Annotated in this window: 11 protein-coding genes; 6 read left to right on the top strand and 5 right to left on the bottom strand. The window is 58.4% G+C overall.

Annotation, left to right across the window (positions count from 1 at the left end):
- Window positions 1-149 precede the first annotated feature (149 nt).
- The 5 genes from EI185_RS17475 (at window position 150) to ltrA (ending at window position 5,378) form a co-directional block, all read left to right on the top strand.
- Complete coding sequence (locus EI185_RS17475) at window positions 150-446, top strand: type II toxin-antitoxin system RelE/ParE family toxin (RefSeq protein ID WP_124706425.1); 297 nt, start codon at window positions 150-152, stop codon at window positions 444-446.
- 5 nt (window positions 447-451) lie between these two features.
- Entirely contained in the window at window positions 452-751 is a 300-nt protein-coding gene (locus EI185_RS17470; protein ID WP_124706424.1) for an addiction module antidote protein, read from the top strand.
- Window positions 752-1,313: 562 nt separating this feature from the next.
- Window positions 1,314-2,162 (top strand): transposase, encoded by an 849-nt coding sequence (locus EI185_RS17465; protein ID WP_124706423.1) that lies wholly within the window; start codon window positions 1,314-1,316, stop codon window positions 2,160-2,162.
- Window positions 2,163-2,500: 338 nt separating this feature from the next.
- Window positions 2,501-3,499: an OmpA family protein gene (locus EI185_RS17460; RefSeq protein WP_124706422.1), complete on the top strand. Its 999-nt coding sequence runs from the start codon at window positions 2,501-2,503 to the stop codon at window positions 3,497-3,499.
- A 487-nt stretch (window positions 3,500-3,986) separates the two neighbouring features.
- Window positions 3,987-5,378, top strand: a complete 1,392-nt coding sequence (gene ltrA / locus EI185_RS17455; protein ID WP_124706421.1) for a group II intron reverse transcriptase/maturase — start codon at window positions 3,987-3,989, stop codon at window positions 5,376-5,378.
- 103 nt (window positions 5,379-5,481) lie between these two features.
- Here ltrA and EI185_RS17450 read toward each other — a convergent pair whose 3' ends face one another.
- The 3 genes from EI185_RS17450 to EI185_RS17440 are packed head-to-tail and all read right to left on the bottom strand — an operon-like array spanning window position 5,482 to window position 10,436.
- Window positions 5,482-6,036 (bottom strand): CDP-alcohol phosphatidyltransferase family protein, encoded by a 555-nt coding sequence (locus EI185_RS17450; protein ID WP_124706420.1) that lies wholly within the window; start codon window positions 6,034-6,036, stop codon window positions 5,482-5,484.
- Window positions 6,037-6,045: 9 nt separating this feature from the next.
- A complete protein-coding gene (gene hrpA / locus EI185_RS17445; protein ID WP_124706426.1) occupies window positions 6,046-9,774 on the bottom strand; it encodes an ATP-dependent RNA helicase HrpA in 3,729 nt (1,242 codons plus the stop codon).
- Window positions 9,774-10,436 carry an energy-coupling factor ABC transporter permease gene (locus EI185_RS17440; RefSeq protein WP_124706419.1) on the bottom strand — a complete coding sequence of 221 codons (663 nt, stop codon included), beginning with the start codon at window positions 10,434-10,436 and terminating at the stop codon, window positions 9,774-9,776. The genes hrpA and EI185_RS17440 overlap by 1 nt, the downstream gene beginning before the upstream one ends.
- A 77-nt stretch (window positions 10,437-10,513) precedes the next feature.
- On the opposite strand from EI185_RS17440, the gene EI185_RS17435 reads away from it, so the two are divergent.
- Window positions 10,514-11,179, top strand: coding sequence for a histidinol-phosphatase (locus tag EI185_RS17435; protein WP_124706418.1), 666 nt, complete (start codon window positions 10,514-10,516; stop codon window positions 11,177-11,179).
- A gap of 87 nt (window positions 11,180-11,266) precedes the next feature.
- Here the strand turns inward: EI185_RS17435 and EI185_RS17430 are convergent, their stop codons facing one another.
- On the bottom strand, window positions 11,267-11,710 hold the full coding sequence (locus EI185_RS17430; protein WP_189836457.1) for a DsrE family protein: 444 nt from the start codon (window positions 11,708-11,710) through the stop codon (window positions 11,267-11,269).
- A 132-nt stretch (window positions 11,711-11,842) separates the two neighbouring features.
- The gene (locus tag EI185_RS17425; RefSeq protein ID WP_124706416.1) at window positions 11,843-12,313 is read right to left on the bottom strand and encodes a hypothetical protein; all 471 of its coding nucleotides are present in this window, start codon (window positions 12,311-12,313) and stop codon (window positions 11,843-11,845) included.
- Window positions 12,314-12,507: the final 194 nt, after the last annotated feature.

The raw sequence follows: 12,507 nt of genomic DNA, 5'->3' as shown, positions 1-12,507 counted from the left end.
AAATGATCGAAATTCCATCATGGCACTGGTTGCCGTTCGCGGAAACTTCTCCGCTGCCTCGGGACGGGGAAGTCCCTTTCATTCGTTGGGCATCTCAGGACAGCGCGCATGGTATTGACAATGTGTAGCCGCGTGACTACAGTGGCTGCATGATTGAAATTCGCAAAACCGTCCTCTTCGCTCAGTGGCTCGACGACTTGCGCGATCTCCAGGTGAGAGCGCGCGTCCAATCAAGGATCGAACGGCTCGCCGCTGGAAACCCCGGAGATGTCGAACCGGTTGGCGAAGGCGTCTCGGAGTTGCGAATCAACTACGGCCCCGGTTACCGGGTGTATTTCAAGAAGCGAGGGCGAGAACTGATCATTCTGCTGGCGGGTGGCGACAAGACCACCCAGGCCAAAGACATCAAGGCTGCATTGCGCCTCGCACGCAATCTTTCGGAGTAACAACCATGACTAAGACCGTTACCACTCGCTATGACGTCGCCGAACACCTCAGAACGCCAGAGGAAATGGCCGCCTATCTTGAAGCCTGCCTTGAAGAAGCCGACGGGGATGCTGCATTCATTGCCAAAGCACTTGGCGATATTGCTCGCGCCAAAGGTATGTCACAGGTCGCGCGTGACGCGGGGCTGTCTCGCGAAAGTCTTTACAAGGCGCTATCCGGTGAGCGTAGCCCAGACTTCGACACCATCCTCAAAGTCATCGGTGCACTTGGACTGAAGTTGCATGCCGAAGCCGGTCACGTCTGACGAGATGCCCAACCCGGCGGTCGACCCCGTTCGCTTCGCTCTCTGGACGCTGCGCGATGAAGCCGCGCAGCGCCGGTCACCTTGAACGTTATGCAACATGAAACGTGAACACCGAGCCGAAGGGGAGCGAATATTACGCGGAGCAGAGAGCACGCTCCGTAGCTCCTTGCTTGAAATCCTTCCCGAGGTGGTCGTATCTGGAGAGCCTGTGTTTACGAATTCCCAGTTCAATCCGAGTGCCCTTCCAACGCATCTCTTATCCAAGCAGGGAGAGGCGCTGTTTCAATCCTCCACCGCTTGCATTGAAATGCGAGAGGCTCTTGGTCTTCCTGTTCCTGGCACTGTCGGCCAGCTGTTCATTGAAGCGTGCGTTGAGGCCGCCAGTTCCAACGAACACCGTCGCGGCCCTCGCAAACTCGCAACTTCACTACTTGAGCAGCTAACCCATGTTGCATAACCCTACATTCGAGAGAGCCGGGGTCAGGTCTGAGAGAGAGCCGGGGTCATAGAGAGCCGGGGTCAGGTCTTGCATTAACACATCCCCCTCTGCCATACTCCTCCCATGGCACGCCCCTTACGACTCGAACTGGCAGGCAGTCTTTACCACGTGACCTCGCGCGGTGACGGCCGGGAGGATATTTACCTGTCGGACGCTGACCGGGAAGCCTGGCTGGCAGTATTGGGGCAGATCTGCATGCGCTTCAACTGGGTGTGCCACGCCTGGTGCCAGATGAGCAATCACTATCATCTGCTGATTGAAACGCCGGAAGCCAACCTGGCACAGGGGATGCGCCAGCTCAACGGGGTGTATACGCAACGCTTCAACCGCCTGCACGGACGGGTGGGGCATGTGTTTCAGGGCCGGTACAAAGCCATCCTGGTGGAACGCGACAGCTACCTGCTGGAACTGGCGCGCTACGTCGTGCTCAATCCGCTGCGCGCCGGGATGGTGAAGCGGCTGGAAGCGTGGCCGTGGAGCAGCTACCTCGCCACCTGCGCTCAGGCGCCTGCGCCGGAGTGGTTGCAGACCGACTGGATACTGGCGCAATTCGCGCGGCAGCGCACCCGCGCGATCCGGAAATACGTGGCGTTCGTGCATGAAGGTGCGCGCTTGCCGAGCATATGGTCACAGTTGCAGGGTCAGATTTATCTGGGCTCGGACGCCTTCGTGAAAAAGATGCAGATGCAAATCGAAAAGAAACCGGCGCTGGATGAAATCCCGCGTGCGCAGCGGCGCGGGCGGACCCGGCCCCTGGCTGATTTCGAGCAGCGCTACGACCGCAACGAGGCGATGGCGCGCGCGTACCGGTCAGGCCAGCACACGATGGCTGCGATCGCCCGGCACTTCGGCGTCCACTACTCGACGGTGAGCAGAATGGTCAGCGCGCATGAAGATTCAGGAAAGCGGTGAGGTTTTGATCCCGGTGTTTTGTGAAGAACATGCCAACCCCGTATGGACTGAATAGGTAGATCACCTGTCTCCGGATGCCTGATTCCAATTCGCAATAAAACCGATAACCGCGTTGGCTTCGTCTTCGGTTCCTGGCCGTACTGATTGTACTGTCTTAGTCGCCTCATCCTCGCCGCCTTGCTCTCCTTAATCTATTGCGAATTGGCATAAGTGCGCTAACGCACAGAATATCGGGCTTCAACAAGCTAAATTGCAAAAGCTGTTATGCATGCTATGAATAACATAAGTAAGTAATGGCTCGCGATCTGTATGACACTTTATGACTTGAGGAGAACACTATGTCCCGCATTACCCGCACCCTGGCCGCGCTATCTTGTACAGTCGTTGCAAGTCACGCGCTGGCCGCCGAATTGGATACGCGTTTGTATCTGACCCCGTCGGTCAATTACACCGTTACCGACAGTGACTGGTACCACAAGCAAGGGATCGACAATGATTTCGGTTTTGGTCTTGGAGTCGGTAAAGCAATCAGCCAGAACTGGAATCTGGAACTGAACAGCAACTACGCCGAATACAATATCAAGAACGGGGCTGGCACTCTCAAGAACACCGGATTGGGCCTGGATGCGCTGTACATCTTTAACCGTAACGCCAGCTTCTCTCCGTATGCGCTGGTCGGGGTAGGCGGTGTCCAGACGCGTGCGCCAGGCATTTCCGAAACCAACTGGGCAGCTAACGCCGGCCTGGGTGCCATGAAGTGGATCAAGGACATTGCCGTGCGCGGCGATGTGCGTTACCGCTACATTCATGACATGAACGGTGTGAATCCGGGCGACTGGATTGCTACTGTCGGACTGATGATCCCGCTGGGTTCGAAACCGACACCGCCGGCCCCGCAGCCGGCCCCGGAGCCTATGGCAGCCCCCGCTCCTGAGCCAACTCCGGCACCTGCACCCGCTCCGGTCGAGCAGCCGGCCATGGAACGTCCAGCACCGCAGACCAAGATCATCCTGGAAGGCACCAACTTCGATTTCGACAAGGCTACTTTGCGTCCCAGCGGCAAGGCCAAGCTGGATAAAGATGCCGAGATGTTGAAAACCTATGCGGATATCAATGTGGAAATCGCCGGGTATACCGACAGCATCGGTACAGCGAAATACAATATGGGTCTATCCAAGCGTCGTGCCGCGACGGTTCAAAATTATCTGGAAAGCAAAGGTGTTGCCGCCAGCCGTATGACCACCAAAGGTTTCGGTGAAGCCAAGCCGATAGCCAGCAACAAGACGGCTGCGGGTCGTGCAGAAAATCGCCGCGTGGAAATTCTGATCCTCAACTGATTCGTTGCAGATCATTTGAAGCCGGGTGGCGCAAGCTGCCCGGCTTTTTTATTGGTGCGCCCGGCAGGGCGCACTTACTTGGAGGTGTAAGTCCTCTACTCGCCCGGCAAGGGGAAGAGTTAGCTGAACGGCAAGGGTGTTCTGGGCGACTGGAAATCTGGAGGAAGCCGAAAGCGAAGCGCTGGCCTGACGAACAGGAAGCGGATATGAGGCGGCGTAGCGGGGTGAGATGTCCAATATCATCGAAGCCCGAAACTTGTACGGAACGCTACGACGTAGATCCGACAGGCATAAGCGTGAAGGTGGGTGCGCAATACCCGGGGAGATCTGCATGCGTGCCTTGTGCTACCGGCATCGAGAGGTGCGGGGATGCGCATGCAGAAGTCAGCAGAAGGCATAGTAGGTCAAGGACGAGGCGGTACGATCCGAGAAGAGCCCTGACCGAAGGCCTGAACATTGAACAACGCGATTAGGACATTCGACCTCGATGCAAATTGATGAAGCAACAAAGCAGGCAACTGCGCCCAGCACGGAGAAAGACGAACGGATTTCGTCAATGGCCGGGCTGGGTGCCGAGATAGGCACGGCGGCGGATGGGCAAACGAAAGCGGAAGGGCTGCGGCAGATGGACGCCGTGGTCGAACGTAGCAACCTTTGGCGAGCGTATGAGCGGGTCATGCGGAACAAGGGCGCAGCGGGAGCCGATGGACTCACTGTGTCCGATTTCAAAGCATGGCTGCAACAGCACTGGCCAAGCGTCAAGGCAGCACTTCTGGCAGGTAGTTACATACCGGCGGCGATCCGCAAAGTGGACATACCCAAGCCCAATGGCGGGGTACGCACACTGGGCATCCCGACGGTGTTGGATCGCCTGATCCAGCAAGCGCTACTGCAAGTACTGCAACCTGAATTCGAGCCTGAATTCTCCGAACATAGCTACGGGTTCCGACCGGGCCGCAATGCATGGCAAGCGGTGCAACGAGCGCAGAGCTATATCGGGGAAGGCCGCCGTTGGGTGGTTGACCTCGATTTGGAGAAATTCTTTGATCGGGTGAACCACGACATTCTGATGTCGAGGATCGCGCGGCAAGTCAATGATGATCGGGTATTGAAGCTGATTCGGCGTTATCTGGAAGCGGGCATGATGTCGGAAGGGATCGTTAGCGCGAGAACGGAAGGCACGCCGCAAGGCGGGCCACTGTCGCCACTGCTATCGAATATCCTGCTGACGGATTTAGACCGTGAGCTGGAACGCAGGGGACACCGATTCTGCCGTTATGCCGATGACTGCAACATTTACGTCAAAAGCGAAGTGGCAGGACGGCACGCGATGGAGGCGATCACCGACTACTTGGAGAAGAAATTGAAGCTTCAAGTGAATCGGGGCAAAAGCGCCGTCGCGCGGCCTTGGCAGCGAAAGTTTCTGGGCTACAGTGTCACTTGGCACAAGCAGCCACGCCTTAAAATTGCTGACAGCAGTCTGAAGCGATTGAAAGACAGAGTGCGTGAAATCGTCGTCGGGAATGCCTCGCGCAATCTCGACAAAACGATAGCAGCGCTTAACCCGGTGCTGCGTGGCTGGACATCCTACTTTCGGCTGACCGAGGTGAAAGGTGTGTTGCAGGAACTTGACGGATGGATTCGGCGCAAACTGCGTTGTCTGCTATGGCGGCAATGGAAGCGACCGGCCACCCGGAATAAGCGACTCCAAGCGCGAGGTGTGGATGAGACGCGAGCATGGAAATCGGCAAGCAACGGACGCGGCCCTTGGTGGAACGCCGGAGCGAGCCATATGAACGCGGCCTATCCAAAACGCTTCTTTGACGTACTGGGGTTGGTTTCGTTGCTGGACACTCAGCGACGCTTCCAGCATGTTTAATGAACCGCCGTATGCGGAACCGCACGTACGGTGGTGTGAGAGGGCGACGGGGGCAACTCCGTCCCCTACTCGATTCTGCAGCAAGTGAGTACAAGATTTCAGATCACAGCGTTGCCGCCCTGCGCCCCCACAGCCAGACATATTGCGCACCGGATGTCAGCGCGGTGAACAGCACCAGATAAAACAATGGTAATAACCAGGGAGTCAAAGGCAGGGTGCCGGCGGCATCGGCGATGACCAGTCCAGCTAGTGCGAATTCCAGCAGGGTATGCAGTTTACCCAGCCAGGTGGGCGCGACTTCCAGATGTCCGGCGCGGCGCCGGTAGGCCAGCGCGCCGCCGATGATCACCGCATCGCGCAACACAATGGCGCCGAGCAGCCAGCCCGGCAGCAGCGCCAGCCACACCAGTACCGCCAGCGTGGAGAGCAGCATGAGCTTGTCGGCGATGGGGTCGAGGGTGGCACCCAGCTCGGTGCGCTGGTCGAGGATCCTGGCGAGAAATCCGTCCAATGCATCACTCAATGCTGCCGCGATAAACACCCACAATGCCCAGTCGTAATAACCCACGGTCAGCAGCCATACGACTACCGGCACCAGGATCAGGCGCAGCAGGGTGATGCTATTGGGAATATTCAGTTGCCGGGCAATCGGATGCATTAAACCTCCTCAGTGCAATACATTCTCCCACAGTTTTTGCAGGCGCTTAACCGATACCGGTTGCGGGGTTTTCAGTTCCTGCGCAAATAAGGAAATGCGCAGCTCCTCCAGCTGCCAGCGGAATTCGTCCAGCGCGGGGTCGTCGATGGCGGCCTTGCGGTGCTTGTCGAGGCGCGCGCGGTATTGCGCGGTGAGTGAGATGAGTGCAGTGGTGTGGCGCTGGTCGTGTTCCAGCCGTGCGGGCAGCTTGGACAGGCGCACATTGATGCCCTTGAGATAACGTGGCAGATGCTGGAGGCGCGTCCACGGGGTCGTGCTGATAAAGCCCGCGTAAACCAGATGCGACAATTGATCCTGAATGTCCTTCACGACGTGCGGCCACGGCGCCTTGAGCTTGCCCAGAATCTGGGTGTACTCGTCCAGCACTTGCCCCACCGTGCGGGAGAGGGCATCTGCCACGGTTTTGAGTCGTGCCCGCGCTTTGGACAATTGAGCCTCGAACTGCTTTTGCGTGCGCGGCAATTCGTCATCGCCCAGGCAGGCGCGCTCGGCGATGGCGCGGATGAGTTCCTCGCGCAAGCTGTCGGCATCGCCCAGGCTGCGGTAGGCCAGCGCCAGCCGGGTAAAATCGGGCAGGTTTTTTTCCAGGAATTTGAATTGCTCGGTCAGGGTGAGGCGGAACAGGCGTGTCAGCCCGGCACGGTGCGCGCGTTCTGCCGCCTGACGCGTATCGAACAGCCGCAACGCCACGCTGTCCTTGTCGTCGGCGAGGGCAGGGTAGCCGGTAACCGCTTGCCCGGCGCGGTCGAAGCGCAGTTCTTCCGGGACGTCGCCGAACTCCCAGCGCTTGAAACCGGTTTTTTCAAACGTCGTATCCTGCGCGCGGAAAGTCAATTGCGCGGCTTCGCCCAGTTGCTTGCGCAGCGCGATCAAATCGCGCCCGGATGCCAGCTCGCGGCCATTGCCGTCGATCACGCGGAAATTGGCGCGGAGATGTGGGGGCGGCGCATCCGTCCAGTCCGCCGGGCTCACTTTCAAACTGCTGCGCCGGGTTAACGCGCCGGCCAGCGCTTCGGTCAGTGCTCGGGTCGGGGCCAGTGTTTCCATCAATGCCGTGACGCTGTCCGGAACCGGCACGAATACGCGGCGCAGCTGCTTGGGCAGTGCCTTGACATACCAGGTGAGTTTTTCGCGCAACATGCCCGGCACCAGCCAGTCGAAGTGCCAACCCGGCACGGTATTGAGCAGCGCCAGCGGTATGGTTACCGTCATGCCGTCGAGCGGATGGCCGGGTTCGAAGCGATAGCTCAGCGGTAACGAGATGGCATCAATGGTGAGTGCCTGCGGAAACCAGTCCGCGGTCACCGACTCCGCTCCGTGGCGCATCAGGTCGTCGCGGGAAAGGTACAGCAGACGCGGATTTTCCCGCTCCGCGTCGCGCCGCCATTGGTCGAAACCGCTGCCGTTAAAGATCCCGGCCGGGATGCGCGCATCGAAAAACGCGAACAGGCGCTCCTCGTCGACCAGCACATCCTGGCGTCGCGCCTTGTGCTCCAGCTCGACGATTTCCTCGATGAGCTGACCGTTGTGGGCGAAGAACGGCGCGCGCGTGTCGTACTCTCCTGCCACCAGCGCGCTGCGGATGAAAATGCGGCGGCTCTCCACCGGGTCGATGCTGCCGTAATGCACGCTGCGCCGCGGCACGATGGTCAGGCCGAACAGCTGTACCTGCTCGAAGGCCGACACCTGGGCGGTTTTCCTCTGCCAGTGCGGGTCGAAATAATTGCGTTTCAACAAGTGCGCGGCGACGGATTCCAGCCACTCGGGTTCGATCCTGGCGACGGTGCGGGCATACAGCCGCGTGGTTTCGGTGAGCTCTGCCGCCATCACCCATTTGGGCGATTTTTTCGCCAGTGCGGAACCGGGATGGATGTGGAACTTGATGCCGCGCGCACCCTGGTAGCCGCCTTCGTCCATTTTCACGCCGATGTTGCCGAGGAAACCGGCCAGCAGCGCCTGATGGATGGCCTCGTATTTGGCGGCTTCTTCGTTGATGCGCAGTCCCATCTCTTTGGCCATGCTGGCAAGCTGGCCGTGCACCTCTCGCCACTCGCGCAGGCGCTGCGGATTGAGGAAGTGCTCACGGCATTCATCAATGAGCTTGCGGTTGGATTTCTTGTGCTTCAAGGCCTCATCGTAAAACTGCCACAGTTTGAGGATGCCGATGAAATCGGAATGCTCATCGGCAAAGGCCTTGTGGCGGTCGTCGGCGGCGCCGGATTGCGCCGGCGGGCGCTCGCGCGGATCCTGCACCGACAGCGCGGCGCAGATCACCAGCGCTTCGGCGAGGCAACCCGACTGTTGCGCGGCGAGCAGCACACGACCGATTTTTGGGTCGAGCGGGAGTCTGGCCAGTTGTTTGCCGATCGGCGTCAGGCGGCGCTGGTCGGTGACGGCATTGAGCTCTTCCAGCAACTGGTAGCCATCGGCAATCAGGCGCGGCGCGGGAGCATCCAGAAACGGGAAATCCGCTGTTGCGCCCAGGCGCAATGCAGACATGCGCAGAATCACTCCGGCCAGCGAAGTGCGCAGGATTTCCGGGTCGGTGTACGCCGGGCGCGCGTTGTACTCGAGTTCAGAATACAGCCGGATGCACACCCCGGCCGCCACCCGGCCGCAGCGTCCGGCGCGCTGGTTGGCGGAAGCCTGCGACACCGGTTCGACCTGCAACTGATCCACCTTGGTACGCGGCGAATAGCGCAGCAGGCGAACCAGGCCGGGGTCGATCACATAGCGGATGCCGGGCACGGTGAGCGAGGTTTCCGCCACGTTGGTGGCCAACACTATCCGGCGCGCATTGCCGGGATGGAAAATGCGCTGCTGTTCCTGCACTGAAAGGCGGGCGAACAGCGGCAGGATTTCGGTATGCGGCGGATGATGCTTGCGCAGCGCTTCGGCAAGGTCGCGGATCTCGCGCTCGCCAGGCAAAAAGATGAGGATGTCGCCTTCGCCCAGCCGCGCCAGTTCGTCGGTGGCGTCGAGGATAGCCTGGGTCTGGCGCTCTTCGTCGGTTTCGCGAGGCTTGGCGGCGTCTGCCGCGCGTTCCGGCGCCTCGATCGGACGGTAGCGGATTTCCACCGGGTAGGTGCGCCCGGATACCTCGATCACCGGCGCGCCGCCGAAGTGTCTGGAAAAGCGCTCGGCGTCGATGGTGGCCGAGGTAATGATGACTTTCAGCTCTGGGCGGCGTGCCATCAACTGGCGCAGGTAGCCGAGCAGGAAATCGATGTTCAGGCTGCGTTCGTGCGCCTCGTCGATGATGATGGTGTCGTAGGCGCGCAGATCGCGGTCGCTGCTGGTTTCCGCCAGCAGCATGCCGTCGGTGAGCACCTTGATCACGGTGTCATTGCGCACCTGGTCGGTGAAGCGCACCTTGTAGCCGACGCCTTCGCCCAGGTTCGTGCCCAGTTCCTGCGCCAGCCGTGCCGCCACCGTGCGCGCGGCAATGCGGCGCGGCTGCGTGCAGGCGATGCGGCCGATCACACCACGTCCGGCCTGCAAACAGATTTTCGGCAACTGTGTGGTTTTACCCGAACCGGTGGCGCCGCACACGATCACCGCCTGATGAGTGCGGATGGCTGTGGCGATTTCATCGTGGTGCGCCGATACCGGCAGCGCCTCCGGATAGTTGAGGGCGGCCGGCTGCCAGAAGCGGGGCGCGACGATGTCAGGCTGCATCACTTGCGGTCTATGTAGTGCTTGTCGTCAAAAGTGGCGACCCAGTGGGGTTTGTAGGCCACCAGTACCGTCATGATCATGCCGGTGGTCATCGCCTCCGACCAGGCCATCAACAGATAGTAAGGCAGGTAATTTCCCAGCAGATAATCGAATGGATAGTCTCCCGCCAGCGCCAGGGTCCAGCTTGCGGCAAAGCTCATCACCGCGATGGTTATCCCGGCTCCGAAGAAAGCATTGAAAAAAATATAGATAAAAAAATGATTGGGCAGTTTGCTGTCCACCAGCCGGTAAATCCACCAGCTTACGGTGACCGGCAGCACCACCATGAGCAGGCCGTTCAGCGCAAAAGCTTGCCAGGTGCCGTCCCAGGCCGTGGACAGTAACAGCGTCAGCGTCAACGCGAGAATGGCAAACCAGGGACCGAACAACAGGGTGAGCGCGGTGGCGCCCAGCAGATGCAGATTCAATCCGGGCTGGATGCCTGCCCTGATCTGCCAGAACGCCAGCACGGCCACACTGGCCCCCAGCAGCAGATTGAACACCCCGGGTTTTTTGAGCACTCCCCAGGGCGCGGCGAACAGTGCCCTGGCCAGCACCGCAGCAAATAACAGCAGCGAAACGAGCAGCCAGGAGTGTGGAATCAGGGCATTGGTGAAGTTCATCTGGAGAGATCGGGCGGAGCGAAGTAAACGAGCAATTTTACGCTATACTCGGCTGGGTTAAAATCCTGGAGCACATTATGAAACTCGTTCTGTTCGATCTCGATAACACCCTGCTGGCCGGGGATTCGGACTTCGAGTGGGCGCAATTCCTGATTGAGCAGGGCGTGCTGGATAGTGAGCTGTATGCGGCGCGCAATCATGCGTTTTACGAGCAATACAAGGCGGGCACGCTGGATATCCACGAATTCCTCGATTTCCAGCTAAAGCCGTTATCGCGCCACGCACGCGCCCAGCTCGACGCCTGGCACGCCGATTACATGTTGCAAAAAATTCTGCCTATCATGACCTCGGCTGCGAAGGCGCTGGTTGAGCGCGAACTGGCCGATGCCGACCTCGTTGCAATCATTACTGCCACCAATAGTTTTGTTACCGCCCCCATCGCGCGCGCTTTCGGCATCTCGCATCTGATTGCCACCGAGCCCGAATTGGTTAACGGCGTTTACACTGGTCGCGTGGCGGGTACACCCAGCTTCCGCGAAGGCAAGATTGTGCGTCTGCATGAATGGCTGGCCAGCCTCGGCAAGACCTTGGGCGACTTTGAGCAGAGCTGGTTTTACAGCGATTCGTTGAATGACTTGCCGCTACTCAATCTGGTTACCCATCCGGTGGCGGTGGATCCCGATGATACGCTGCGTGCCCATGCAATCAGGCAAGCGTGGCCAGTGCTGAGTTTGCGCAGTTAAAAACCGGATTGCCGTCTGTGTAGGTAGCGAAGTGCTTCAACAGGCAGAAAAGAAAAAGGCCGCCTCATGATATGGCGGCCTTTCAGGTTACATTTTGATTTGTGTCCAGCCTTCATGGTTCCGTTTAACAATTTCACCAATGGCGCCTGGAACGACGGTCACACCGGCGATCAGATCCTTGGGTGACATATGTAGCGCTTTCATGGTATTGCCGCAAGCCACAAATGAAACGCCATAACTAGACAAGCTTTGAACGTGCTCAGCTACCGGTGAGCCCTTAGCCAACATCTTGATGCCCGCACCCCATGCCACCACTTCTACTTGTGCTTTGTCCATTCCGACAACCTGCATGATCTGAGTCGCATTGCTGACAGCATTATTCCAGGTGGTCGGGTCTGCACTATTGACCTCGAGCAGTACTTTAAAACCGCCCGTTTTTGCAGGTTCTGAAACCGTAGTTGCCGTTTGCGCAATGGCTGCGCCGCAAGAAAATACAAGTAATAAGACTATGGAACGAATGAAGTGGCGCACAGGAAACCTCCGATTGTTTTTAAAGTAATGAAATGCCCATATACAGGGATAAGAGCCTGACAAAGCTACGTTAAAAGGCACTAAATGTCCATGATCCAGATGCTATGGGATATAGGGTTATGTCCCGCCAAGCTAGTTTGTACCAGGCCCGCGTCCCTGGCCTTTGGGATCGGTGCTATCAAAAGGGTCGGTCAATTGTATGGCTTGTGTATTCCCCCATGCTTGCAGGTCTGCCACTTCTATTCCCAGCCAAAAAAATGCGCCGACCGAATCAGTTCCGTGACCGCCCACGATTTTCTGATCGGGCTCCAGCAGAATGTGATGAGAATATTCCAGTGCTTCGTCCTCATTGCGAAACACTTTCCATAACACCACCTGTTCTTTTTGCGGATCTTCTGGTAAAGCCCTGGCCTGGGTTAATACCTGTTTAATCCGGACGTCCTGATCAACTTCTTGCATAAAACCTCCTGATTCGCGGAATAAAAATCCAACAGTAAGATGACCCAATATCTCATTGGTTCCCGCTGTCTGGGTGTCGATACAGGCCGATGAGTTTGGTCTGTACCGGTGGGTGGAGCCCGATGCCATGCCGCGCAGCGCCATTCAAAACGGCATGCCAGAGATGAAAAAAGCGAAGTGAGGGTGATGATGAAGCGTGCTGGCAGTTGTTATGGCTGGTGTAGTAAGGACTGGGTCGGGCAACGGGGGGTATCCGCGATTTTGTGTAAACGGGAAATCGTTTAAAGCTGCGGCATGCGCTCATCGAACATGATCGTGAACCGATTTAACGCGGCCTT

Origin of the sequence: Sulfuriferula multivorans (genome assembly GCF_003851125.1) — a bacterium.
Taxonomy (GTDB): Bacteria; Pseudomonadota; Gammaproteobacteria; order Burkholderiales; family Sulfuriferulaceae; genus Sulfuriferula; species Sulfuriferula multivorans.
Note: the sequence above shows the minus strand (reverse complement) of the source record. Positions and strands in the feature narration are given on the sequence as shown.

Coding starts and splice junctions, on each gene's coding strand:
- EI185_RS17475 (WP_124706425.1), top strand. CDS start 150: ATGATTGAAATTCGCAAAACCGTCCTCTTCGCTCAGTGGCTCGACGAC.
- EI185_RS17470 (WP_124706424.1), top strand. CDS start 452: ATGACTAAGACCGTTACCACTCGCTATGACGTCGCCGAACACCTCAGA.
- EI185_RS17465 (WP_124706423.1), top strand. CDS start 1,314: ATGGCACGCCCCTTACGACTCGAACTGGCAGGCAGTCTTTACCACGTG.
- EI185_RS17460 (WP_124706422.1), top strand. CDS start 2,501: ATGTCCCGCATTACCCGCACCCTGGCCGCGCTATCTTGTACAGTCGTT.
- ltrA (WP_124706421.1), top strand. CDS start 3,987: ATGCAAATTGATGAAGCAACAAAGCAGGCAACTGCGCCCAGCACGGAG.
- EI185_RS17450 (WP_124706420.1), bottom strand. CDS start 6,036: ATGCATCCGATTGCCCGGCAACTGAATATTCCCAATAGCATCACCCTG.
- hrpA (WP_124706426.1), bottom strand. CDS start 9,774: ATGCAGCCTGACATCGTCGCGCCCCGCTTCTGGCAGCCGGCCGCCCTC.
- EI185_RS17440 (WP_124706419.1), bottom strand. CDS start 10,436: ATGAACTTCACCAATGCCCTGATTCCACACTCCTGGCTGCTCGTTTCG.
- EI185_RS17435 (WP_124706418.1), top strand. CDS start 10,514: ATGAAACTCGTTCTGTTCGATCTCGATAACACCCTGCTGGCCGGGGAT.
- EI185_RS17425 (WP_124706416.1), bottom strand. CDS start 12,313: ATGGCGCTGCGCGGCATGGCATCGGGCTCCACCCACCGGTACAGACCA.